Below are 23,260 nucleotides of genomic sequence, written 5' to 3' on the forward strand. Positions count from 1 at the left end.
ATTGAATCATCATGCGAGAATTGTAGATGATTCAATGGGACTTCGCGATAGAATAAAAATTTATCAATCGATAAATTTCAGTGATCAGTCAGCATATGTTAACGAAAATAAATTTAATTTTTAGAAGCGATAACCCACACCGACATAAGTAATCAGAGGATCAATATCAATTTTGGTTTTGGCTGTAACAAGTTGTTTGTTGGTATTTGAGTCTGAAATGGTAATGGTCGCATCACTACTCATTGGTGCATAAGTGACAGAGCCTACTCCAAACCAGCGATCATTAAAATCATAGGTTGCACCCAGTGTGGCCATAGGTGCCCAAGCATCATCTGCTTCTACTTTAACTACAGGATTTGCAGATGATTTTTTGCCATCTAATGCTGCTCCAGCCTGTCCATCTAATACGTTCTGGATCATGTGACCTGCTGCAATCAGATCGTCTTTTACGCCATTATCGACTTTTAGGTGAGTAAAATGTGCATACATGACACCTACACCCACATAAGGCCGAAGTTTATTCACACCAGATTTACCAAATTGATAATGTAGTTCTGCCGCTGGCAACCATGCAGTTGCAGATGCTGCTTTTGAATGTTTTGTTAAATCAGTAATCGCAATATCTTTTTTTAAGTCAATACTGCCAAGTGGTGTAGAATCTTTACCGGTCAATGGTGCATAGATTTGACCTTCGCCTTCAATCTCAACTTTAGGTGGAACACCTGCTTTAAACTCTAATGAAAGATTATCAGTGAAGTAGTAGTTTCCCATCAGGCCAAAAGTATCCACATCTTTTGCTGTTAGACCAGTGCCTTCAGAGGTCCAACTGGATAGACCATTGACTGTGGCTGTGCCCGTTAAAGCGCCAGGAATTGTGTCACCCAAAAGGCCGATTGCACCATAAAGAAAAGGATTGGATTCTTTAACTGCTGCGTCTAAAACTGCCTTTTTAGAAATATCACCTACTTTAGATTGTGTTCCTTCTGCAACGGCAGTATTCACTTTGATCGGATTAGCGTTACCCTGTGGCATTGCATGTAGCCAACCTGCTGAAACAGAAAAGCGTTTAAACCCATCACCATCTTTAAGACTAAAATAAGGTGAATCTGCATGCGCCATCATCGGTAAAGTCATGCATGAGGTCATGATGCAAAGTAATGGTTTTTTCATAGGTTTGGACTCCATGTCCGTAATTGATACTAATTTTTATGCGTTTTTATTATTAGAAGTTTTTGCTGTTAATTAATGTAGTCTTTACAAAGGCTTTTTTTAAGTGAATGTTCTTTTTTTAATGTTTTATTTATCATAAGTTTATATATGTAATATAACTGTAATCATATTGTCATGATATTACATGCTAAAAATAAGTCACGATCTCGGTTAAAAACAATGATAAAACATTGACTTGGCAGAAAAGGAAAAATTCAAGTTATAACAAAAGGTCATATGAACATGACCTTTTGTTAAGCAGTATAAGTCATTTTAGTCAATGACTTTCATTATTTTTGAAAACGAGATAGATCTTCTTCAGGGCGCGCGGTTAAAACTTCTACACCGTCTTTGGTCACCAGCAGGGTATGTTCGTATTGAGCTGAAAGACTATGGTCTTTGGTCACCACCGTCCATTTATCACCCATTAAACGTGTTTGCCAAACACCCGCATTTACCATTGGCTCAATGGTAAAGGTCATACCTTCTTCTAAAACCATGCCTGAATTAGGTTGACCATAGTGAAGGACTTGTGGTTCATCATGGAATACGGTACCAATACCGTGACCACAATATTCACGCACTACACTAAAGCGTTCTGATTCAACATATTTTTGAATCGCCGCACCAATATCACCAATGGTTGAACCCGGTTTCACGGTTTCCATACCACGGTACATTGCTTCTTGAGCAACTTTACACAAACGTTCAGCAATAATCGATGTTTCACCACCAACCACATACATCATATTGGTATCACCGTGATAACCATCCTTAATCACAGTGACATCAATATTGAGAATATCGCCTTTCTTTAAAATTTTATTTGCAGATGGAATACCGTGACATACCACATGATTTACAGAGGTACAAATCACATGTTGGAATGCAGGGCGACCAGGCGCAGCGCCATAACCTAAACATGCAGGTATAGCGTCTTGTTTGTTGACAATATAGTCATGACAAATCGTATCCAATTCAAGTGTACTGACACCTGGTTTGATATGCGGTTTGATCATATCCAAAACTTCTGCAGCCAATCGACCTGCAACACGCATTTTTTCAATTTCATCTGCGGTTTTGATTAATCGACGTGGCGCTTCGTAAGTACTGTTCATGATCTTTAAAAACTTTTGGAAATTTGTATGTGACTATGGTATAAATAGCCGCCCAATTTATCAAATGCTTTCTGTGACTTTCTTTGTGAATGGTTTATGGAAATATTGATAAGGGTAATTTAAAAATCCGCACATATGTCGTCACATTACTCTGGGTGCCTGAAAGGGTGGAGAATGCGGACATATGGAGGCCTAACCCAAACTTTTAAGGTAAAGAAAATGGCAGATTACAACGTAAGCATGCGCGACCTTCTTCAAGCTGGCGCGCACTTTGGTCACCAAACTCGCTTCTGGAACCCAAAAATGCGTCAATACATTTTTGGTGCGCGTAACCGTATTCACATCATCAACCTTGAACATACTGTTCCTGCGTTAAATGATGCTTTGAATTTTGTTAACAATCTAGCAAGCAAAAAGAACAAAGTATTGTTCGTTGGTACAAAACGTGCTGCTTCTAACATCATTCGTGAACAAGCTCAACGCGCTGGTCAGCCTTATGTTGATCACCGTTGGTTGGGTGGTATGTTGACTAACTGGAAAACTCTTCGTCAGTCAATCAACCGTTTGAAAGATCTTCAAACTCAATCACAAGATGGTACTTTTGCTAAACTGACTAAACGTGAAGCATTAGAACGCGCTCGTGAAATGGAAAAACTTGAACGCTCTTTAGGCGGTGTTAAGAACATGGGTGGTTTACCTGACGCATTGTTCATCATCGACGTTGATCACGAAGCAATCGCGATTAAAGAAGCTAAAAACCTTGGTATTCCAGTAATCGGTATCGTTGATACAAACTCTAACCCAGATAACGTAGATTTCGTTATTCCTGGTAATGACGATGCGATCCGTGCTGTTACACTTTATGCTTCTGCAATGGCTGATGCAATTCTTGCTGGTAAAGAATACGCTCAAACTCAAGCGAATGCTCAAGCTAAAGGTGAAGAAGCTGCGAAAGAAGCTCCTGAGGCTTAATGCGTTTTGACGCAAGCTTGTCATTTTTGTGATTTAAAATGATGACAAATTGAGCGTCGAGAAAGCAAAGCGGCCCAGAGGAACCTTTGGGCCGTTTTTGTTGAACAGATTCATATTCTACCGTATTTAGGAGAACAACATGACTGCAGTTACTGCGAGCATGGTAAAAGAATTACGTGACCGTACTGGTCTTGCAATGATGGAATGCAAAAAAGCATTAACAGAAGCAGACGGTGACATCGAATTAGCGATTGATAATCTTCGTAAATCAGGTCAAGCAAAAGCAGCTAAAAAAGCTGGTAACATTGCTGCTGATGGCGCGATCACAATTGCTCAAGAAGGTAATAAAGCAATTCTTTTAGAAGTAAACTGTCAAACTGACTTCGTTGCGAAAGACGAAAACTTTGCTGGTTTCTCTGCGAAAGTTGCTGCTGCTGCACTTGCTGCTGGTGTAACTGATGCTGCTCAAATTGCTGAATTGAAACTTGAAGATGGTTCAACTGTTGAAGAAGCTCGTATTGCGCTTGTTCAAAAAATCGGTGAAAACATCCAAGTTCGTCGTGCTGCAATTGTTGAAGGTGAAAACCTTGCAGTTTACAAACACGGTTTAAAAATCGGTGTTGTTGTTTCTTACACAGGTTCTGCTGAAACTGGTAAAGGTATTGCAATGCACGTTGCTGCGTTCAACCCAGTTGCTGTAACTGCTGAAGATGTTTCTGCTGATCTTATCGCGAAAGAGAAAGAAATTGCTGAAGCTAAAGCGATTGAATCTGGTAAGCCAGCGAACATCGTTGAAAAAATGGTGACTGGTTCAGTTGAAAAATACTTGAACGAAGTTGTTCTTGAGCGTCAACAATACGTAATCGACAACGACAAAAAAGTTGCTGAAGTATTGAAAGCGACTGCAACAACTGTAGCTCAATTCGTTCGCTTCGAAGTAGGTGAAGGTATTGAGAAGAAAGCTGAAATGAGCTTTGCAGAAGAAGTTGCTGCTGCTCAAGCGGCTGCTAAATAATTTTTACTCACTGAGTATAATTATTGAAAACCCCTCCTTAGAGGGGTTTTTTTTGTCTGTAATTTAATTGAAGTAGATTCAGAAGAATTAATTCATACATATCTAAAAGATTATTCTTTTATAATTCCACAATGAACATTGATTAGACTCAAACTTTATGGCAAATAAAACTCAACTTGGTATTGGTGCTGTAATCGCAGTGATCGTCGCAGCTTATCTAGGCGTTGATCTTAATCAACAAAAAAATCAAGCAACTGAATCCTCTAAAGTTGAATCGATCGATCAGCAAAACAATCATTCACAAGACAATACACAGCATGTGAATGAGCAAAGTAAAGATAACCAATTTAAAGATAAGCCGTCTGCCAATAGTCAAAATCAAAATGGTCTTGAGGTTATTCGAAAAGCCTACGATGCAAAACTCAGTAATGTTCAAGTACAATCGATTGGTCGAGTAAAAGCCGTCTTGCGTGATGATAATGAAGGTTCACGTCATCAAAAATTTATTCTTGCACTGGATAATGGCTTAACTGTACTGGTTGCGCATAATATTGATTTAGCACCCCGTATCGATAATTTACGCAAAGGTGATACTGTCGAATTTTTTGGCGAATATGAATATAGTAATCAAGGCGGTGTAATGCATTGGACACACCATGATCCAAAACGTCGTCATCAAGATGGTTGGCTAAAACATAATGGAAAAACCTATCAGTAATCTATTGGTTATTCTCTTATGTGCACAAAAGATCTTTGTATTTTCCATGTCTAATCGTATAGATAGCAATTTTGTTCTATACGCTTTTTATAAACATGCTATTTTTAAATTATTATCTAAAGTCTGAATAGAAAAAATGCAGGAGTGGGCAAGCTATTTTCACCTAAAAGAATTGGGTGGATTAGAGTTGTTAAAAGCACAGTATCACCATAAGCAATTTTCAAAGCATGTGCATGAAGGTTATTGTATTGGTGTGATTGAAGATGGTGCACAGAGTTTTTATCGGACTGGGCAGTTACATACAGCACCGAAGGGCGACATTATTTTAGTCAATGCTGATGAAATTCATACAGGTTCATCTGCTGTCGAGTCAGGCTGGAAATATCGTGCAATTTATCCAACGCCAGAAATGTTGTTAGATGCAGGGCAAGATTTTTTTAGTGTTAAAAATAGCGTACCGTGGTTCCCACAAGCAGTTGTGCAAGATGTTGGATTGGCACAGCAACTCTGTTTACTTTTTGATTTATTAGAACAAAAAGAAAATACTTTACTGAAAGAGAGTATGTATTTATCCACTTTAGCCCGCTTAATCAGTCGTTATGGTCGTGCCAAATTAACACCTGCTGAATTACCAGAAGCACAACGGAAAGTTGAAATAGTCAAAGATTTATTAAGCAGTTTTCCTGAGCATGATTATTCGCTCACTGATTTGGCGACATATGTAGGATTAAGCCCTTGGCATTTTTTACGTGAATTTAAAAAATATACGGGCTTACCACCGCATAGCTGGTTGGTTCAAGTCCGTTTACAGAAAGCGCGCCAATTATTAAAACAAGGGCAGAGTATCGCAATGACTGCTCAAAATAGTGGTTTTTCAGATCAAAGTCATTTTAATCGTCATTTTAAAAAAGCAGTCGGGGTTACACCTTCTCAATATTTAAGCACATTAAATATTTAATAAATGTATTTGGGAATAGTCATTTAAACGTTCTACAGTCCCTCACCAAATAGCAATTTCATCCAAGCGATCACTGATCATTTATAAGATACTGCTTAAATTCTTAGATTTGGATTTTGCAAATGAGTGATCAATTTGAATCTTATACTGCCGACATTGAGCCGAAGTCTATGCAAAATAAAAAGGCTTTTTTCCAAGGTGTGGTGGATATTTTACCTTTATCTATTGCCGTACTGCCTTGGGGTATTCTGGCTGGATCAATGGCAATCAATGCTGGATTAAGCTTTGCACAAGCGTTCTCAATGTCCGCTGTTGTATTTGCAGGTGCAGCACAGTTGGTAAGTTTAGGTTTAGTCATGTCACATGCATCTGCCTTGACGATTATGATTACGGTGTTTTTCTTAACCAGTCAGCATTTAATTTATGCGCTTAATTTTCGTCAAGATGTCAGTCGTTTTCCGTTTAAGCAACGCATATTAATTGGCTTCTTGCTGACAGATGAACTGTTTGCTGTCGGTATTGGCAAAGATAAACAACGCAACTTTGCTTATCTGTTTGGTGCTGGGCTATGTTTTTATTTGGCTTGGTGTCTATTTAGTGTATTGGGAATTGTACTGGCTAAATCAATTCCAAATTTAGAAAGCTTACATTTAGATTTTTCAATTGTTGCGGTATTTATTTTGATTATTGTGCCTATGGTGAAAAGTAGCGCAACTTTAGTGGGCGTCATATTTACCTTAGTATCTGCCTGTATTTTTAAATATTTTCAATTTGAAGCGGGCATTGTGCTATCTGGGATTTTGGGAATGTTTAGTGCGATGTGTACGGCAAAAATCGTCGGAGTAACAAACATAGGAGCACCAAAATGACATGGACTTTATTGTTAACTTTGGCAGGCATTGTATTGATTAACCGTTACTTTTTTTTAGAACCTAAAATCGCCCTGAAATTACCTCGTGTGATTGGAAATATGTTGCAGTATTCAGCGCCATGTTTGCTGACCGCTATTTGTGCCCCAATTGTATTTTTTAATGGAGATCAATTGCGTGCATTGCCTTTGGATGCCTATTTTTTAACAGCAATGATCTGTGTTGTTTTAGCACTTATTTCTAAGAAAATTCTAGTCAATTTAGCTTTAAGTTTATTGTGCTTTTACGGGTTATTTTATCTGTTAAATTGAAGAAAATGGAGGGAAAAGCCGAATTGAATTTTCCCTCTGGTTTATTTGCGCTAAAAAGCCAGTTTCTGGCGTGTTTTCCATTTGGGTAGTACTTTACCAAGATAGGCATCCACGCACCATACGGGGCCAATGAGGAGGAATTGAAGGTCTTTAAAGAAAGAAGGCTTTTTACCTTCGACTTTGTGACCATAAAATTGACCAATCCAAGCCAGAATAAATACCCCAATATAGAAACCAACACCGACTGGGAGTAAGTAAATGATCCATGCCATGACTGCAATTAATGCGGTCATTGCTACAGCAAGAACAATATCTAAACGGGCATAGAAAACGAGGGTTAGAACTAGAAGTAGTGCCGTAAGCAAAGCACTAAAATGTGCAAGAATCCCAATGATGGCAAATAAAATCGCGGGAACACAAGCCCAATGGATGGCTTTATTGGTTTTGTTTTGATGACTTTCGCTATATTCATCGAACCATTCGGTGATTGTTTTCATTTGGCGCTCCATGCATGTGGTTGGCTATATTTATTTTTTGCTGAAAACAATATAAATCAGAATAATGTTCTGGTCAAAATAGCGGCTTTAATTAACGTGAGTATGACTTAACTATATCTTTAACTTATTGAAAAGCAATGATCTCGACGGAGTCTTGCTGAGCTTACATTCAATTTCAGGATCAGCCTGCGGCTCGCCCTACTTTTCTTTCGGGATGAGGAGCGAAGCTCCGCAAGGGTAACCATCTTGCGCAGCTACATCGCTGCTCACCGCAAAACTCGTCGACCACCAGTAACGCATTCAATGAATCGCAGAAATAACACTTTTTTGAATGAAGTCCTGCCTCAGACAGTTGCGGATGACGTTTCCACGTATCATATTTCATCAAAAATTTTATATCGAAATCAGGTTAATTAAAAATAAGTGCTGGTCAGGGGATTTCAATGTGTTGCCTGATAGAAATTTAAAATATTACGTGCCCATGTTTGGTGTTCTGGTTTAAGTGTGACTTTGATTTCCTGAAAATTGGTGACATCGTTGCCATCGCTTTCGTCGGCATAATAGGCGATCCCATGTGTTTTATTGGGATAGTTGGGAATTTGATAGCTAAAATATACTTTATTTTTATTGGCTTTGACGATGTTTAACAGGTGATTTTTATCTTCAATGGCACCAAATTCATTGTCTAAACTGAGCTTTTTGATATTGGGGAAATACAAACTTGCGCTATGCATGGCACAGCCAGCACACGCGGATGAATTATAAATGGTGATGGCTTCATCTTTTTTACGGCTTGCCAGCACAGCATACGCAATGCCAGAAGGTCCCATATCCGTGCTGATCACTTGCCATGAAAGGGGGACAAGTACAGGACCAATACCCGGCAGCAAGATGATTTTAAAGTTTTTTGCTTGAGTCGCAGATAATGTATAACTGAACTGACATTTCACTTGTTGGGTATTGTTGATCTTACAGATGGAATCATCTTTGTAGAATCCTGTATCGTTAAAAGGATTGGGAATTGCTGCAATATAGGTATCCACTGTTACATTATTGCTGAGAGTAGCTGGGGGAAGTTGTTCAAGTTGGTGTTGTGGCTGAGGTGCTTGGTTGGTTTTTAGATCAGGAAAAGTGGCTTTGAAAATAGCGATATCTCCATAAGCAAAACCACTTAGGCCCAATAGTATGATTAAAAATTTCGAATTGAGCATGTCCTATCTCGACTATCCCTTACTGATCCTTATTGGGGACTTTGATAAATCAATTGACCTTCTTTATAGGTTGCCAATATTTTGATGTCTTTAATCTTTTGAGTGGGCACTTTTAATGGGTCTTGATCTATCACCACAAGATCCGCTAATTTGCCTTTTTCTAAGGTACCTTTGTCTTTTTCTTCAAAGTATTGGTATGCGGCCCAATCTGTGACTGATTTTAATGCAATATAAGGACTGACTTTTTGATTCTCACCTAATACATCTCCAGAACGGGTGGTACGATTGACGGTTGCATCAATCACCATCATATTTTTAGGAGGGATGACTGGAGCATCATGGTGCTCAGTAAAAATCATATTTTTTCTTAATGCAGAACCTGTAGGGGAAATTCGGTTGGCACGTTCTGCGCCGAGCGTTTCATGTTTATGCCAATCGCCCCAGTAGTAAGTATGTAATGAGAAGAACGAAGGAATAAGCCCTAATTTCTTGGCTTGATCTAATTGATCCTCACGCATGGTTTGCGCATGAATAATCACATTGCGGCGATCTGCTTGGCCATATTGTGCATTGGCTGTCTCAATAGTTGCGAGATATTGGTCAATTGCAGCATCACCATTGGCATGTGCAAGAATTTGCCAATGGTTCTTATAAGCCAGATTAATTGCATCTTGAACCATTTTTGTATCTGGGTAGGCTGGATAACCACGATAGTCTTTAGTTTTTCCTTCTGGTGGGATGAAGTAAGGCTGCGTTAGCCATGCGGTTTTGCCTTGTGGGGAGCCATCTAGGCTGATTTTAACCCCACCAATTCTAAAATGATTTTGATAATTGAGACTACTGCCATTTTTCAGCATGTAATCTTTTTCATTGATGATATCTGGATAAACCACGACATCAATATTCAATTGATTGATGGCCGCAAAACTTCGCCATAATTCAGCTGTACCATGATCTGCACGACCTTCTTGTACAGTGGTATAGCCATTTTTAATATAGGTATTCAGTGCTGTTTTTGCCATATTTTGCATGATTTCAGGTGGAACTTTGCTAAACGCAGTTGCCATTGCTGAAAAAACAGCAGCTTCTTCAAGTACACCGTTGGGTTCTTGAGAATTTGCTTTACGACGAATAATCCCGCCAGTTGGATTTGGGGTATTTTTATTGATGTTTAAAAGTTCAAGAGCCTTATGATTGACAGAGGCTAAGTGTCCTGACTGATGTAAAACAATAATCGGGTGATTGGTGGAAACCAAGTCTAAATCATCTGCTGTAGGATGTCGTTTTTCTTTAATTTGGGCGTCATCATAACCATTTCCAATAATCCAGCCTGAGGTTGCTTTGATAAAGTCAGGATTGTTTTGTTGCCACAATGAAAGTTCATGAATTAATGATGCAATATCTGAAACGTTACCATCTGGCGTAGGGTAGAGATTTGCCACAGTTTGCTGTAGACCGACACTATTTAAATGACTATGTGCATCAATAAAACCAGGCAGCAGGGTATGACTGTTTAAGTTAACCTCTTGGGTATTTTTTTGTTTTAACTTTTGCGCTTGTTTTAAATCACCTGCAAAGACAATTCTTCCATCCTTGACCAGGAGCGCTTCGACATAATGGGGTGACATGCCTTGCATGGTTAAAATTGAGCCACCGTAAAATAGCGTGTTTGTTTGCGTCAATGTTGCAAGATCCGCGGGTGTATTCGTGTTTGTTGGAGATATTGTGGTACATGCGCTAAGCGAGCCAAGGCCAATTACGCAGATGATGGGTGCAATTGCATGGACAAGTTTTGATGGAACGCTGATTTGTAACATGAATAATCCCCCAATTTTGTTTTATTAAATATTGCTGAAAACAGATGAATTGAATTGTTTATTTTATTCAAACTAGCAAAGATTGTGATCTGCGTATAGATTTGATATGTGTATAAAAATAATGACTGTTTTTAAATTTTAGCAATGATCTTGATTCATCCTAAACGATTTTTTATTTATATACAGCCTAAATAAATCTTTTTCTAAAATAAATCACACACAACAGCGCCAGTGCTAAACCAATAAATGAGGGGCCATAACCGATAGGAGTAGCAAGTAAGCCAACAATTACTGCTCCTGCTACAGCCCCACCATAATTAAAAATATTCACCCGTGCGATAATTTCATCGCGTCGATTTTCATCTATACGACCTGCTGCTGAAAATGTCAGTGGGACTAATGCGCCTACAGCAACACCAGCCAGTGCAAAACCAGCAATGACAATCGCCAATGAATGCCCTAAGCCAGCGATTGCACAGCCCGTTGCACCAATCAGCGTTGTGATGAAGGCAACCCATGCAGCGCTTTTAAATTTTAAAAGATAATCCAGACTTAAACGTGTGAGTAAAATACCCATTTGGTAAGCAGCATAACCCAATGGGGCGACTGTGGCTGAGCTTGCTAAAATATCTTTAAGATAAATTGAACTCCACGTGCTGATTGCTGAATCAACAGTAAAGGCGATGAGAATGATCACACCAAAAATAAGCAATTGTTTATGCGGAATTGGCGAACGTTGTTGATGATGTAGGGCAGCATTTTCTTTTTGTTGACATAACCAACGTTTTGACACTTGCGATGTAATTAAACACATCATGATAGCAATGCACAATGCCACTGTTGCCCCAAGTGTGGTTGAGACTGTCGCAGACATGATTAACGCGCCAAGGAAAGCAGCAGCGGTATAACAGGCAAAGAAACCGCCCAAGGCGCTTTTTCCAAGTTTTTGTTCCATCATGACAGCTTGCATATTCAATGCCGCATCTAAACATCCGAGTCCAAGCCCATAAAGTAAAAAACTAGCAACCATGATCATGACACTGGGGCTAAATGCTGCAATTGCAATACCGATGGCTTCAAATAGCAAGCCGATAACAATAGCCAGCCTTGAACCTAGTTTCACAGCGAGTCGATCTGCCAAAATAGAACCCAACGCTGCTGCAATACAGACGCCAAGGATAATAATTGACAGTTGATCATCTGAAAGTCTGAATCGGTTTTTGATTGTAGGAAGCGCGGTCATGACGCTGGCATAACCCAAGCCTTGCGTGGCAAAACCAAGTGCGATTACTTTTTGGGTTTTGCTGAGGGATGTATGCGCGAAGTTTGGCGTTTTGCTGTTCACGTCCATGCATGGCTCACTTTTTTACTTTTAGAATTTAAACTTCGGTTTTCGTTTTGCTGTTTAGTGATACATCCTGTATCGACTCGCATTTTATTTTATCTGGAATGCATTTAAAGAAAAGGGGCATAACTGGAAAGTTAAGGGGGCAATTCGGACATCTGTATTTTTATTTTTTGCAATAAAAAAGCCACTGGAAAGTGGCTTTTGTTAAATGCATGCAGTGATTTACGAGTTTGGACCATCTACGCGTTCAATATTAACGCGTGCTGTTCCTGAATTTGTAATACCTAAACGCTTAGCAGCGCCGTAAGAGAGGTCAAGTACACGGTTACCATGGAAAGGACCACGATCGTTGACTTTAACCACTACGCTTTTACCATTGTCTTTATTGGTTACACGAATAAAGCAGTTTAATGGCAAGCTACGGTGTGCAGCAGTCAAATCATTCATATCGAATGTGTCACCGCTTGCGGTTTTACGGCCGTGGAACTGACGACCGTACCAAGATGCAACACCAGTTTGGCTAAATTTGCGAACTGTGTTTGAAGCAACTTCATTAAGTTTATCAATTACTGAAGGCTCATCTTCAGGAACTTGAATCTTTGCTGCAATAGTTTGACGACGGACTTGATCGCCAGAACGTTCAGTAATTGACAAACTGTTTAGGTTTGAAAAATGAGAGTTGAAATTTGTTGAATCTTTGCTAATCACACGAGAAGCTAGACTCGAACTATCCGAATCATTGTTTAAGTATGATGACTGAACCATTTCTGAGTTGACCTGCGTCATACTCAGACCCATGGTCAGGGCCATCATATATTTTAGTGAAGCATGCATCGTTTAACTCCTTGGAACCTCAATTTTAACTTTCTAAGTCGCTGAAAATTAACCATAGAGGTCTGTAAATTCACTTTTGCAACTGCATTTAACGGAAAGGATGATATTCAAGCTGGAATAAATGTGTCTAGCATTATTTAAGAAACAGTTACAAAAAGGACAAATTCTTACAGGTTTTGATTAAAAAATAAACAATATTGTAACAAGATGTGCAAAAAGTATTAAATGTGATCAAATTAACATAAAAAAATCTTGACTTATTTATTGTTCAGGAAATTGCAAGTCTTAACGACTTACAATTTCGGTGCCTAAAAGCCATAAAGCAGTGGCATACATACGGCTTCTATTATATGTCGTAATCACTTGAAAATTAGGATAAGTAATATAATAAATAGGGCCATTGCTGTCCTGTAATTGAATCACATTAACCAAATCTAAGTCATCAATTTTGACGATTGGATTTAATGGAGAAATCCCTAAATTTTTAAGTGATCCATAGGGAACAGGCTGAGTTAAATCTTTTGCAATAACTGCTTCAGGATTGTTCCCTGTATAACGCGCTAAAAACGCAATAGGGCGATCACGCTGCCAGCCATGTTGAGCCAGATAGTTGGCAATTGAACCAATCGCATCGACCGCAGAGTTACGTAAGTCAACATGACCATTTCCATCGTAATCCACGCCAAATTTAGACACATTACTTGGCATAAATTGCGGATAACCTACTGCACCTGCATAAGAGCCAACAATCGAATTGGTTGGAACGCCATCTTTATATGACCATGCAATTAAAGCACCCAACTCATCTTGGAAATATTGCGCACGGCGAGGATAACCAAAACCGAGGGTTGCAAGTGCATCACGGGTGATAAAGGAGCCCTTATTTGAGCCATAACCTGTTTCGACCCCTAGAATGCCTAGGATGATTGCTTGAGGCACCCCAAACTGCTGTTCTGCGCGATTTAGCGTATCTGCATATTGTTGCTTAAAACGCACACCACGTTGGATGGTGCCTTCAGCTAAAAAATTAGTCTTATACTGATACCAAGGTTTACTTTCACCTGGTCGTTCCATAATGCTGATGATATTGGGTAAATTGCGTGAGCCATTCATAGCCCAATCAATTTGTTCGCTACTTAAACCATAGGTTTGCATGGTTTTGGCTTTAAAATTATTGTATTCAGGGTTGCTAGCAAAATCATTGGCTTGGCAGAAACTGGTCAGTGAAAATGCAGCTGCACAAAAAGTGATGTTTTTAACCTTCTGTAAAAGCCCAAAAGTAAACATAGGTTATATTTCCTAATTATTTATGATAAAAAATTAACGATGTGTATGTATAGACATCACAATGCCAAAAGTGGCCATTAAAGTAATAATTGCAGTACCACCATAACTCATAAAAGGTAATGGCACACCGACTACAGGTAAAATACCACTGACCATGCCTGCATTTACAAATACATAAACAAAAAATGACAAAGCAAAAGTACCTGCGACAAGACGGCCAAAATTATGGAAGCATTGTAGACTCATTTGAAAGGTTCTAAAGATAATACAAAAGTAAATGATGATCAGAAGTAGGATACCAATCAGACCGAATTCTTCGGAAAATGCTGCAATAATAAAGTCAGTATGACCTTCAGGTAAAAAGTGTAAGTGTGACTGAGTACCTTCTAAATAGCCTTTGCCCATAAAGCCACCCGAACCTATTGCTGTTTTAGACTGTATAATATTCCAACCTGTGCCTAAGGCATCAGCTTCCGGATTAAATAAAGTTAAAACCCGTTGTCTTTGATAATCATGGAGTAGAAACTCCCAAGCTATTGGAATAATCACAGCAATAGCACTCACTGCGCCTACAATCATTTTCCAAGAAAGACCACTCAGAAATAATACAAAAATTCCACTGGCTAAGATGAGTAGTGACGTCCCTAAATCGGGTTGTTCTGCAATTAGTATAAAAGGAATACCAATCATAATCAGTGATAAAAACACATTTTTAAAACTAGGCGGTAGAGGATTGCGAGATAAAAACCATGCAATCATCAATGGCATACCAATTTTTAAAAACTCACTGGGTTGAACGCTGCCAAAACCTGGAATCCCAATCCAGCGTTGAGCACCCATGCGAACCTCACCAAATACTTTGACCGCAACTAAGCAGAGCAGTCCAAACAGATAAAAGTAGGGTGCAAATGCTTGATAAACTTTAGGGGGAATTTGGGCTAAACCACACATGACGAGAAAACCGATACCAAAGCTCATGGCTTGTTTGTAAACCAGCCCCATATCTTGTGCAGAAGCACTATAAAGGACGGTTAAACCAAGCATCGCGTTTAAAATTAGAAATAAGCTCAACCAAGGGTCAATATGGAGTTTTTGCCAGCGTGAGGGGATCATGGCAGTACTCAGACCATCACGAGGAGATTGACGTAAAAATTTATATTGAGAGCTTGGTGCCATTGGTCTATTTTGTGCGGGAAATGTGTTTTGCGAATGCTATCACAATCCCCCTTGAAGGCAATGAATATCAATACTTTGCAACAAAATTATGACCTGAATTTTGTGATTATTTTGAGGTTGAAATATTTAAATTAGAAAATAGTAGGTTAAAGAGATTGAATTAAATGGTTTTGACTTTGAAAAGGTCTTATATGGATCTAGGGATAGTATTTTATAATGATTTTAAGTTTATGAATTTAATGGTTAATTACTATCCTTAAAAGCATAGCTCAGTAACTTTATAAAAAATGCCCTTACAAAGAAGGGCATTTTTATATTTAAAAATCCAATTGAATTTTAACGATCAATTAAAAAATAAAGTATCGTAATATTCTGCAACAGCTGTGATCTCATCTTTATTTAAATTTGGAATCAATTTGTCAATTGCCATGTGGACTGCCTTACCTACAGCGGAAGCCCCTATATCTGCAGCTTTACGTTTGATCATACCCAAATCGAGCGTTTTATTGAAATCGCGCATAAAATGGTTAATCGTCGCATCTGAGAATTGTTTGAATTGTTCAGACAAAACTGCACGATTTACATCACCATTTGCTTTGACTTCAGCAAAGCTATTTTTAAGATTGATGACTAAACTTGAGTCTAAATTCACTCCCACACGGAATTGACCTTGTGGATCTTTAAATAGGCTACGTTCGGAAAAATCTACAGACTGACGAACCACATCATTGTCTGCCTTACTTAACAATTGTTTAAGTAAAACAGCAACAGTTGATTTGACATAGCCTGCTAATTTTTCAGCAGTATCTCGTTTGTCGCTTGCAGGGAAGCGACGAACAAGTTCAATCAAAAGCGTATCAATAATTTCTTCATTAATGAGTAAGGCAGTTTGATCACGTAAAGGATAAAGTGGTTCGTTAGAGTTTTTTTTCTCAATACCAGTCTGAATGTTCTTTAATAGTTCTTCAGAAGGTACAAAACCAAAAAAAGGCATGTTTTCAACCTCAATGTTTATTGTCGCGCCAATCGAATTGGGCTTGGCATCCATGATTCATCAGATACACGGCAGGGGTTAATATCTAAACCGCCACGACGTGTATACGTTGCATACACCATCAGCTTTTCAGGTTTTAAATTTTGCCAAATATCGGCAAAGATTTGTTCCACGCATTGTTCGTGAAAACCGTTATGCTGACGATACGAGATAATATAAGCTAAAATACTACGATAACAAGGTTTTTCGCCTTGGTATCGGATAAAAACAGTTCCCCAATCTGGTTGTCCCGTCACAGGGCAATTACTTCTCAATAAGTGTGAATACAGTTGAATTTCAACGTTTTCTCCGTCTTGTGTATTTTCTTGATCAAAGGTCAAAAGGCTTGCATCTGGATGATTGACCAGCTGGTCAGGTTCTTGATCATCAATACAAATACCCATTGGTTTGGTAATCTCTAAATCATCAACTTGAAATAAAGTTAGAGTCACTGCTGCTTGTGCAGCAGTAGATAAGTCTTTTTCAACAGTATTGATAAAAGCTTGATGAGAATCAAACTGGGTAAAGTTCATGCTATTAAAGTAGAGCTTTAACGACTTCGATTCAATCAAATTTGGTGATGTTGCAGGAAGCGCAATACGCCCAATGGCAACTTGCGGGATCCCTTTGGTATTTAGCCAAGAAATTTCGAATACATGCCACCAATCTTGACCTTTATATATACCCGCTATATCCGCATATTGCTCACGTGCTTGTGCACGTGCGATCGGGAAAAGAATTTCGGGTTGATAGGTAGTTGGGTAATCGGTTTCTTTACCCAATAAAGATTTTTCAACAGACATTATTCACGCATTCCTGAACCACGAGAAAGTAAATAGTAAGCAATACCATAAAGTACGCCACAGAAAAGAGTCACTATCAGTAAAGACAGAGAAACATTGACATCACTATGACCTAGAATTCCGAAACGGAAAGCATTGACCATATATACAATTGGGTTAATTAAAGAGAGATTTTGCCAAAATGGGCTTAAAGCACTGATTGAGTAAAATACACCACCTAAGTAGGTCAGCGGTGTTAATACAAAGGTTGGGATAATGGAAATATCATCAAAAGATTTTGCATATACAGCATTGATAAAACCCCCTAAAGAGAATAAGAGTGAGGTAATAATAACGGTATATATTGTAACGAAAATATTGTGTATATAAAGGTCAGTAAAAAACAAACTCATTGCTGTGACAATTGCCCCAACAAGAACACCACGAGCAACACCGCCAATCACATAACCACACAAGACCATATGTAATGGAACTGGACTCATGATCAATTCTTCGATGCTTTTTTGGAATTTAGCACTAAAGAAGCTTGAAGACACATTGGCATAACTGTTTGTAATCACCGCCATCATGATAAGGCCTGGCACGATGAATTGCATATAGCTAAATCCACCCATTTGCCCAATACGAGAACCGACCAAATTTCCAAAAATCACAAAGTACAAGCTCATGGTAATCGCAGGCGGTAATAAAGTCTGCGGCCAAATTCTCATAAATCTGCGAATTTCTTTTTGAACTAAAGTATAGAGTGCAATACGTAGTTGAGTAAAATTCATTCTGCAACTCCTTCAAGATTTTTCTCAACCAGTTTTACAAATAACTCTTCAAGACGATTTGATTTATTGCGCATACTGCGAACACGAATGCCCTGAGCTTCTAAAAGTTGGAATAAATCATTTAAAGAATGTGCTTTATCCATCGTGACTTCTAAGGTCATTGGGTCAATCAGGTTGAATTTCACACCAATAATATCGATTGTAATGGGTTCAATTGGATTTTCTAAATCGAAAATAAAAGACTCTTCGCTCAATTGATTTAAGAATGCTTTCATTGAGGTATCTTCTTTGATGACACCACGATCAATAATCGCAATTTGACGACACAGCATTTCTGCTTCTTCTAAATAATGCGTGGTTAAGATGATCGAGGTTCCTTTTTCATTCATCTCTGTAAGGAAATCCCACATTGAACGACGTAATTCGATGTCCACACCAGCAGTAGGTTCATCTAAAATCAAAAGCTTAGGCTCATGCATCATAGCACGCGCAATCATTAAACGGCGCTTCATACCACCAGACAACATGCGCCCTTGAGTATTACGCTTATCCCATAAACCTAATTTTTCTAAATATTCTTCAGCACGTTGTTGTGCAATTTTAGGCGGAATTCCGTAATAACCTGCTTGAGTAACTAAGATGTCGAAGATTTTTTCAAACTGACCGAAGTTAAATTCTTGGGGAACGACACCTAGGCATTGTTTTGCTTGTGAAGGATGCGTATCTAAATCATGACCAAAAATTTCCACAGTACCCGAGGTTTTCCGTGCCAAGGAACTGATAATACTGATTGTTGTCGATTTACCAGCGCCATTTGGTCCTAAAAGTGCATAAAACTCTCCTTCTGGAACTGTCAAATTGATTCCTTTGAGTGCTTGGAATCCATTTCTATAGGTTTTAGATAAATCTCTTAACGTCAGAGCATCAGTCATGAAATTCTCACTTGGTTTATGGAGTGTGTATTGTGAGCGATCTTTTTAAATAAACCAAGTAAGTTAGGAGGAATTCTGCATTGCAAATATGCGACATTGTTTAAAGCATGAGCATCAAGCAAAAGAGTTGTTTTATAAATGCTTTACCTAGCGGTTTTTTTTGTTATGATGTGCCATCTCAATTTAAGCGCCCATAGCTTAACTGGATAGAGTACAGGTTTCCGAAGCCTGTGGAGTGGGTTCGAGTCCCGCTGGGCGTACCATCTTGCTGTTCCTTCTTGTTCCAATTTGTCTCAAAACCCTTTATATTAAAAGCATCTAGACATTCTTATTGTCTCAGTTTGTCGCAGTTTGTTCCTCTGTATACCCTCATAATAAGGGTACATTTGGGGGTATGCTGTAAAACCTAATAAAAATGTACCCTCAAAATGGCAAAATTAATAGTAAATCTGACAGATACAAAGCTTAGGGCAGAAATATCAGCTCATAAGAAAAATCCAGATAAAGCCAAAAAGGTTTTTGATGGTGGCGGTTTATACCTTTATATAGATAGTGCAAGTAGAACCTATTGGCGCTTTAACTACAGACGACCAGTTTCAAAAAAATACGCGACAATGAGCCTTGGTGTTTATCCAACTGTCTCACTTGCTATGGCGCGTAAAATGCGTGATGAATATCGAGAGCTATTGGCTCAAAATATCGATCCATCTGTTGAAAAGAAATTTGAAGAAGATCAGGCAAAAAATGCACTGGCAAATACATTTGAACAAGTAGCTCGCGAATTCATGAAGACTGAAAGCGTTATGCCTTCAACGGCTTCACGTAATGCATTTTCATATCAACATTTATTTGATGCTATTGGTAAGCGTCCAATTCATGAAATAACAGCTCGTGAGCTTTTATCTGTTTGCCAAGTTTATGAAAAGCAGGGCAAGTATGAAGCAGCTAGACGAATGCGATCCAAAGCCAGCCAAGTCTTTAAATATGCAATTGTGCTTGGTTTCTGTGATCGCAATGTTGCAATGGATATTCAGGGTGTATTAAAGACAGGAAAGGTTAAGCATCATTCAGCTGTAACGGATCCTGAAGCTTTAGGGCAACTTCTATTAAATATAGATGGGTATGACAAACGTGGATCAATCATCACCTGTTATATTTTAAAAATCTTGCCTCAAGTTTTTGTTCGACCTGGTGAATTAAGAATGGCGAAATGGGAGGATGTGGATCTTGTAAATGCGACATGGTCCTACACACCATCAAAAACAGAAAACGCTTTAGGCACTCAATTGGTTGTACCTTTGTCAAAACAAGTCTTGGCGCTATTTAAAGAGTTGAAAGTAATTACTGGTCATAGTGAATATTGTTTTGCTAACCACTGGGGCAAAACAAGAATTCTCAGTGATAGTTCAATCAATAAGGCCCTTAAGAATCTTGGCTTCAAAAATGGTGAAACTACAGGTCATGGGTTCCGAGCAACTGCACGTACTTTATTAGATGAAGTTTTAAAATTTCCGATCGAGCGAATTGAGCAGCAGATGGGGCATCAAGTTCGAGATATGCATGGCAGGGCATATAATAGAACCAAATACTTAGATGAAAGAACAATTATGATGCAGGCTTGGTCAGATTATCTTGACTCATTAAAAGATAAAGCCCTTAAAAGTTAAGGGCTTTGATTTGTTTCTCATATGCTTTTTCTAAGTGTTCAGGAAGTTCAACTCTTGTTGATCTGGCAAGTTTAACCTTATTAAGCTCACCAGTTTCAAACATTCTATATATAGTTGAACGGTGAACCCCAAGAAGTTTAATCGCCTGAGGTACTGTTATAACCATCAACCTTCCTCCTTTTCCTTTGCCCACCACAATACTGGCCCATCTTCTGAATCATAGGCAGCGATCAAAAATAATCCTTCTTCGGGCGGGGTTGGTTTCCAATTAGACCAGTCAGCACAATCATCTTCTGGGATTTCAGGAATATCCTCGTAATCAAAGCAATCATAAATAATCTCTACACCAAGATTCTTTTTAAGCTGTTCCCATTGCTCCATGGTGTAATATTCAGCACCATCTTCAATGGTGTCATGTTGTTCAATATCTGGATGAAACCAATAGCAATGAAATACTTCGGGTAAAGCTATAGGCTTAATTTTGAAAGGTTGATTAGTCATGACTTTGCTCCTGTGCCTCGATCATTGCTTGCTTAACAAAAGCGTCGTAAAGGCTATATGGTAAAAAAGCATCACCTTCATGTTCTTTTGCCACAGCCATAACCATTGTTTCAGTTGGTTTAATTGGCATTAATACAAACCCTTCAGGGGTGGTTTTCTCTTGCCATACTGACCAACCAAAATTTATTTTATCTACAAAGCTTTGCTTTAAATATTTTGAATCAAACGCATTGATTTCAGGCTTATACTCAATATCTTCAAACTCATCATGTTTGATTGCATTTTTTTCTAGCAATTTAGCCAAATACAAATCTTTTTCTTTAATTTCCATCACGCCACCTTATCCTTTTTCCAAGCAAAATCAGGCATTTCGACAATCCACAAGTGACGCATATTTGCGACATTTACAATGTCCTGATCGGGTGGGTATATCTCAACCGCACATCGATCTGCATACCCTAAAAGACGTTTAACCTGCATAAGTTGATCCCAAGTAATACCATCTACCCAGTTATTGCCTTTACGTTTGACCTTATTCACAGTTATTCGAGTAGGCTCACCATCTAGGTTGAAAATCTGAACCAAAAACTCACCATTTTTATAAACCTTAAGTGGTGCATTTGGTCTTTGAGATTGTTCTGCACTCAGCTCAATTTCTTTAAACATCACAACCACCACGCCATTGTTGAGTAAAGTTTTAGGAGGGTCATGATTCACCTCGACGGCCACGGTAAATAGGGGATTGCGGAATATAGGTATCTTTTTCAATTACCTTATATTCAGGGTCATTCATTGGCAATCCGCCTCGAATACGCCAAAGCTTGTAAGCGGCATCGGTGAGTGAATTTCGATAAACAAGACTTTCATATTTACTAAAATCCACTTTCAACGTGTACTTTTTGAAATCTGCCTCAAATGCATATTGATCACGGGTAATCAGATCAAAATTAACGAATGAGATTGGATCTAAGATTTCACCAGTTAAGCTTTCAAAGTGAGTGCCAATGCGAACTGCATCGACACTTTCACCATTAGCCATAATTGCTAAATATGCTGTCATTGAGTAGCTCCATCAGTATTGAAGCCTTCCACTGCAATACGTGTGATTTCTGCTTTAACGTCAGAGAAATGAGATAGTTCAATTGCTGAAAGGGCGTCTATTCCCAAGTGTTCACAGACTTCTTTAACATCGAGATTATTTAGAGAAATAATGTCTTGAAGTTCATCACGTTGAACATCTGAAATAGCATTGAATTCAGGCGGGTTAGACCAAGCACTACGTTCTTTATCAAATACACATCCAAGCTCTTTTGCGCGCTTAACCATTGATTGACGCATGTTGTGATAGTAAATGTGTTCTTTATCTAATGATTCAGTTAATTGATTCAGATCACTTGCATATATCGCTTCTTCACAGCTTTGAGCAAAGTTATTAAACTCTTCAATGGCTTTATTTGCAGCTAATTGAATAGGGGTTAAGGTGTTAATGTGATCCTTGGCTTGACTGATTAAATCTGCCAAGAACATTGGATTCTCTTTTAAGTCTGGCACCCAAACCTCACCAGTTTCACCACCCAAAGCACCCGCATTTTTAGCATGATGAGTATCTGAAGGATTGAAGTTAATAACTCGTGCTGTTTTACCTTCTTGTGTTCTGACAGTGGTTAAATAGCCCATAACATCTGCGATTCGATATAGTTCATTTCGATTTTTACCGCCTAAATCTGGACGATAAATCACTTGATCACCATTTTGATCTTCAGAAGCATGAGCCAAGAAAACAACATCTTTACCCATGCTAATGAGCATATGCACATAGTTCTTAAACATTACATTTGCAGCACCTTGTGCCTTTAATTTCAATGTATTGTCTTTCTGACGATTATTAGGAATTGATAGTAGGTAAGACTTAATGCACTCAAGCATTGCGCCCACAGTATCCAAAACAATTGTGTTGTAAGGTGCTAAGTCTTGCTCAGTCAGATTGCCAATGTCAGTCCACTTCTGAACCGGTACCACGGCACCACGACGTAATTCACCAGTACGATGTGAGCCTTTGTCAAAGTCAAACGAGATTGCTTTATCACCAGTGAAACCCATCGAAGTTTTACCAAGACCAGGATCGGCATAGATATATGTGATAATTGCTTTAACTGTAAGCGCTTGATCAGCTGTAATAATTTGAATAGCCATTTAATTTACTCCCATTGA

26 protein-coding genes and 1 tRNA gene are annotated in these 23,260 nt (G+C 38.6%); 8 read left to right on the forward strand and 19 right to left on the reverse strand.

Annotation, left to right across the window (positions count from 1 at the left end; all coding sequences use genetic code 11):
- Positions 1–120: 120 nt before the first annotated feature.
- The gene (locus ACG916_RS08285) at positions 121–1,170 is read right to left on the reverse strand and encodes an OmpW family outer membrane protein (protein ID WP_336953901.1); all 1,050 of its coding nucleotides are present in this window, start codon (positions 1,168–1,170) and stop codon (positions 121–123) included.
- A 329-nt stretch (positions 1,171–1,499) separates the two neighbouring features.
- Positions 1,500–2,327 (reverse strand): type I methionyl aminopeptidase, encoded by an 828-nt coding sequence (gene map, locus ACG916_RS08290; RefSeq protein ID WP_336953900.1) that lies wholly within the window; start codon positions 2,325–2,327, stop codon positions 1,500–1,502.
- A gap of 219 nt (positions 2,328–2,546) precedes the next feature.
- Here map and rpsB point away from each other — a divergent pair, with 219 nt between their 5' ends.
- The 6 genes from rpsB to ACG916_RS08320 all read left to right on the forward strand — a co-directional run bounded on the left by rpsB (position 2,547) and on the right by ACG916_RS08320 (position 7,170).
- Positions 2,547–3,299, forward strand: a complete 753-nt coding sequence (rpsB, locus tag ACG916_RS08295; RefSeq protein ID WP_004722027.1) for a 30S ribosomal protein S2 — start codon at positions 2,547–2,549, stop codon at positions 3,297–3,299.
- Positions 3,300–3,438: 139 nt separating this feature from the next.
- A complete protein-coding gene (tsf, locus tag ACG916_RS08300) occupies positions 3,439–4,314 on the forward strand; it encodes a translation elongation factor Ts (RefSeq protein WP_004722025.1) in 876 nt (291 codons plus the stop codon).
- A 157-nt stretch (positions 4,315–4,471) separates the two neighbouring features.
- Positions 4,472–5,032: a DUF3465 domain-containing protein gene (locus ACG916_RS08305; RefSeq protein WP_419328157.1), complete on the forward strand. Its 561-nt coding sequence runs from the start codon at positions 4,472–4,474 to the stop codon at positions 5,030–5,032.
- A gap of 136 nt (positions 5,033–5,168) precedes the next feature.
- A complete protein-coding gene (locus ACG916_RS08310) occupies positions 5,169–5,990 on the forward strand; it encodes an AraC family transcriptional regulator (RefSeq protein ID WP_004722023.1) in 822 nt (273 codons plus the stop codon).
- A gap of 122 nt (positions 5,991–6,112) precedes the next feature.
- A complete protein-coding gene (locus ACG916_RS08315) occupies positions 6,113–6,859 on the forward strand; it encodes an AzlC family ABC transporter permease (protein ID WP_336953898.1) in 747 nt (248 codons plus the stop codon).
- Positions 6,856–7,170, forward strand: a complete 315-nt coding sequence (locus ACG916_RS08320) for a branched-chain amino acid transport AzlD family protein (RefSeq protein ID WP_004820009.1) — start codon at positions 6,856–6,858, stop codon at positions 7,168–7,170. The genes ACG916_RS08315 and ACG916_RS08320 overlap by 4 nt, the downstream gene beginning before the upstream one ends.
- A 50-nt stretch (positions 7,171–7,220) precedes the next feature.
- On the opposite strand, the gene ACG916_RS08325 is transcribed toward ACG916_RS08320, so the two are convergent.
- The 11 genes from ACG916_RS08325 to ACG916_RS08375 form a co-directional block, all read right to left on the reverse strand.
- Entirely contained in the window at positions 7,221–7,667 is a 447-nt protein-coding gene (locus ACG916_RS08325) for an Mpo1 family 2-hydroxy fatty acid dioxygenase (protein ID WP_419328155.1), read from the reverse strand.
- A gap of 440 nt (positions 7,668–8,107) precedes the next feature.
- Entirely contained in the window at positions 8,108–8,878 is a 771-nt protein-coding gene (locus tag ACG916_RS08330) for a DUF4850 domain-containing protein (RefSeq protein ID WP_419328154.1), read from the reverse strand.
- Between the two features lie 29 nt (positions 8,879–8,907).
- On the reverse strand, positions 8,908–10,695 hold the full coding sequence (locus tag ACG916_RS08335; RefSeq protein ID WP_419328153.1) for an amidohydrolase: 1,788 nt from the start codon (positions 10,693–10,695) through the stop codon (positions 8,908–8,910).
- A gap of 187 nt (positions 10,696–10,882) precedes the next feature.
- Complete coding sequence (locus ACG916_RS08340) at positions 10,883–12,046, reverse strand: MFS transporter (RefSeq protein ID WP_419328152.1); 1,164 nt, start codon at positions 12,044–12,046, stop codon at positions 10,883–10,885.
- A 219-nt stretch (positions 12,047–12,265) separates the two neighbouring features.
- The gene (locus ACG916_RS08345) at positions 12,266–12,877 is read right to left on the reverse strand and encodes a septal ring lytic transglycosylase RlpA family protein (protein ID WP_004722011.1); all 612 of its coding nucleotides are present in this window, start codon (positions 12,875–12,877) and stop codon (positions 12,266–12,268) included.
- 285 nt (positions 12,878–13,162) lie between these two features.
- A complete protein-coding gene (gene mltB, locus ACG916_RS08350; protein ID WP_004820018.1) occupies positions 13,163–14,164 on the reverse strand; it encodes a lytic murein transglycosylase B in 1,002 nt (333 codons plus the stop codon).
- Between the two features lie 33 nt (positions 14,165–14,197).
- On the reverse strand, positions 14,198–15,340 hold the full coding sequence (gene rodA / locus ACG916_RS08355) for a rod shape-determining protein RodA (protein ID WP_336953893.1): 1,143 nt from the start codon (positions 15,338–15,340) through the stop codon (positions 14,198–14,200).
- A gap of 343 nt (positions 15,341–15,683) precedes the next feature.
- Positions 15,684–16,334 (reverse strand): hypothetical protein, encoded by a 651-nt coding sequence (locus ACG916_RS08360; RefSeq protein ID WP_336953892.1) that lies wholly within the window; start codon positions 16,332–16,334, stop codon positions 15,684–15,686.
- Positions 16,335–16,351: 17 nt separating this feature from the next.
- Positions 16,352–17,176, reverse strand: coding sequence for an NADPH-dependent 7-cyano-7-deazaguanine reductase QueF (queF, locus tag ACG916_RS08365; RefSeq protein ID WP_336953891.1), 825 nt, complete (start codon positions 17,174–17,176; stop codon positions 16,352–16,354).
- A complete protein-coding gene (locus ACG916_RS08370) occupies positions 17,176–17,949 on the reverse strand; it encodes an ABC transporter permease (RefSeq protein WP_336953890.1) in 774 nt (257 codons plus the stop codon). Before ACG916_RS08370 ends, queF begins: the two co-directional genes overlap by 1 nt.
- Positions 17,946–18,881: an ABC transporter ATP-binding protein gene (locus ACG916_RS08375; protein ID WP_336953889.1), complete on the reverse strand. Its 936-nt coding sequence runs from the start codon at positions 18,879–18,881 to the stop codon at positions 17,946–17,948. The genes ACG916_RS08370 and ACG916_RS08375 overlap by 4 nt, the downstream gene beginning before the upstream one ends.
- A gap of 187 nt (positions 18,882–19,068) precedes the next feature.
- Between ACG916_RS08375 and ACG916_RS08380 the strand changes: the two genes are divergently transcribed.
- Positions 19,069–19,144 (forward strand) — tRNA-Arg (locus ACG916_RS08380).
- 165 nt (positions 19,145–19,309) lie between these two features.
- Positions 19,310–20,548: a tyrosine-type recombinase/integrase gene (locus tag ACG916_RS08385; protein ID WP_419328151.1), complete on the forward strand. Its 1,239-nt coding sequence runs from the start codon at positions 19,310–19,312 to the stop codon at positions 20,546–20,548.
- On the opposite strand, the gene ACG916_RS08390 is transcribed toward ACG916_RS08385, so the two are convergent.
- From ACG916_RS08390 to ACG916_RS08415, 6 genes are read right to left on the reverse strand one after another with little or no spacing between them, the layout of a single operon-like run.
- Entirely contained in the window at positions 20,538–20,714 is a 177-nt protein-coding gene (locus tag ACG916_RS08390) for a helix-turn-helix domain-containing protein (RefSeq protein ID WP_151960885.1), read from the reverse strand. The genes ACG916_RS08385 and ACG916_RS08390 overlap by 11 nt on opposite strands.
- Positions 20,714–21,049, reverse strand: coding sequence for a hypothetical protein (locus ACG916_RS08395; protein WP_419328150.1), 336 nt, complete (start codon positions 21,047–21,049; stop codon positions 20,714–20,716). Before ACG916_RS08395 ends, ACG916_RS08390 begins: the two co-directional genes overlap by 1 nt.
- Positions 21,042–21,380 (reverse strand): hypothetical protein, encoded by a 339-nt coding sequence (locus ACG916_RS08400; protein WP_419368156.1) that lies wholly within the window; start codon positions 21,378–21,380, stop codon positions 21,042–21,044. Before ACG916_RS08400 ends, ACG916_RS08395 begins: the two co-directional genes overlap by 8 nt.
- Entirely contained in the window at positions 21,380–21,766 is a 387-nt protein-coding gene (locus tag ACG916_RS08405; protein ID WP_419368157.1) for a DUF7694 domain-containing protein, read from the reverse strand. Before ACG916_RS08405 ends, ACG916_RS08400 begins: the two co-directional genes overlap by 1 nt.
- A complete protein-coding gene (locus tag ACG916_RS08410) occupies positions 21,756–22,109 on the reverse strand; it encodes an acetyl esterase (protein WP_419368158.1) in 354 nt (117 codons plus the stop codon). The genes ACG916_RS08405 and ACG916_RS08410 overlap by 11 nt, the downstream gene beginning before the upstream one ends.
- Positions 22,106–23,242, reverse strand: coding sequence for an ATP-binding protein (locus ACG916_RS08415; RefSeq protein WP_419368159.1), 1,137 nt, complete (start codon positions 23,240–23,242; stop codon positions 22,106–22,108). Before ACG916_RS08415 ends, ACG916_RS08410 begins: the two co-directional genes overlap by 4 nt.
- Between the last annotated feature and the right edge of the window lie 18 nt (positions 23,243–23,260).

Source organism: Acinetobacter legionensis (assembly GCF_048552295.1).
Taxonomy (GTDB): Bacteria; Pseudomonadota; Gammaproteobacteria; order Pseudomonadales; family Moraxellaceae; genus Acinetobacter.

Coding starts and splice junctions, on each gene's coding strand:
- ACG916_RS08285 (WP_336953901.1), bottom strand. CDS start 1,170: ATGAAAAAACCATTACTTTGCATCATGACCTCATGCATGACTTTACCG.
- map (WP_336953900.1), bottom strand. CDS start 2,327: ATGAACAGTACTTACGAAGCGCCACGTCGATTAATCAAAACCGCAGAT.
- rpsB (WP_004722027.1), top strand. CDS start 2,547: ATGGCAGATTACAACGTAAGCATGCGCGACCTTCTTCAAGCTGGCGCG.
- tsf (WP_004722025.1), top strand. CDS start 3,439: ATGACTGCAGTTACTGCGAGCATGGTAAAAGAATTACGTGACCGTACT.
- ACG916_RS08305 (WP_419328157.1), top strand. CDS start 4,472: ATGGCAAATAAAACTCAACTTGGTATTGGTGCTGTAATCGCAGTGATC.
- ACG916_RS08310 (WP_004722023.1), top strand. CDS start 5,169: ATGCAGGAGTGGGCAAGCTATTTTCACCTAAAAGAATTGGGTGGATTA.
- ACG916_RS08315 (WP_336953898.1), top strand. CDS start 6,113: ATGAGTGATCAATTTGAATCTTATACTGCCGACATTGAGCCGAAGTCT.
- ACG916_RS08320 (WP_004820009.1), top strand. CDS start 6,856: ATGACATGGACTTTATTGTTAACTTTGGCAGGCATTGTATTGATTAAC.
- ACG916_RS08325 (WP_419328155.1), bottom strand. CDS start 7,667: ATGAAAACAATCACCGAATGGTTCGATGAATATAGCGAAAGTCATCAA.
- ACG916_RS08330 (WP_419328154.1), bottom strand. CDS start 8,878: ATGCTCAATTCGAAATTTTTAATCATACTATTGGGCCTAAGTGGTTTT.
- ACG916_RS08335 (WP_419328153.1), bottom strand. CDS start 10,695: ATGTTACAAATCAGCGTTCCATCAAAACTTGTCCATGCAATTGCACCC.
- ACG916_RS08340 (WP_419328152.1), bottom strand. CDS start 12,046: ATGGACGTGAACAGCAAAACGCCAAACTTCGCGCATACATCCCTCAGC.
- ACG916_RS08345 (WP_004722011.1), bottom strand. CDS start 12,877: ATGCATGCTTCACTAAAATATATGATGGCCCTGACCATGGGTCTGAGT.
- mltB (WP_004820018.1), bottom strand. CDS start 14,164: ATGTTTACTTTTGGGCTTTTACAGAAGGTTAAAAACATCACTTTTTGT.
- rodA (WP_336953893.1), bottom strand. CDS start 15,340: ATGGCACCAAGCTCTCAATATAAATTTTTACGTCAATCTCCTCGTGAT.
- ACG916_RS08360 (WP_336953892.1), bottom strand. CDS start 16,334: ATGCCTTTTTTTGGTTTTGTACCTTCTGAAGAACTATTAAAGAACATT.
- queF (WP_336953891.1), bottom strand. CDS start 17,176: ATGTCTGTTGAAAAATCTTTATTGGGTAAAGAAACCGATTACCCAACT.
- ACG916_RS08370 (WP_336953890.1), bottom strand. CDS start 17,949: ATGAATTTTACTCAACTACGTATTGCACTCTATACTTTAGTTCAAAAA.
- ACG916_RS08375 (WP_336953889.1), bottom strand. CDS start 18,881: ATGACTGATGCTCTGACGTTAAGAGATTTATCTAAAACCTATAGAAAT.
- ACG916_RS08385 (WP_419328151.1), top strand. CDS start 19,310: ATGGCAAAATTAATAGTAAATCTGACAGATACAAAGCTTAGGGCAGAA.
- ACG916_RS08390 (WP_151960885.1), bottom strand. CDS start 20,714: ATGGTTATAACAGTACCTCAGGCGATTAAACTTCTTGGGGTTCACCGT.
- ACG916_RS08395 (WP_419328150.1), bottom strand. CDS start 21,049: ATGACTAATCAACCTTTCAAAATTAAGCCTATAGCTTTACCCGAAGTA.
- ACG916_RS08400 (WP_419368156.1), bottom strand. CDS start 21,380: ATGGAAATTAAAGAAAAAGATTTGTATTTGGCTAAATTGCTAGAAAAA.
- ACG916_RS08410 (WP_419368158.1), bottom strand. CDS start 22,109: ATGACAGCATATTTAGCAATTATGGCTAATGGTGAAAGTGTCGATGCA.
- ACG916_RS08415 (WP_419368159.1), bottom strand. CDS start 23,242: ATGGCTATTCAAATTATTACAGCTGATCAAGCGCTTACAGTTAAAGCA.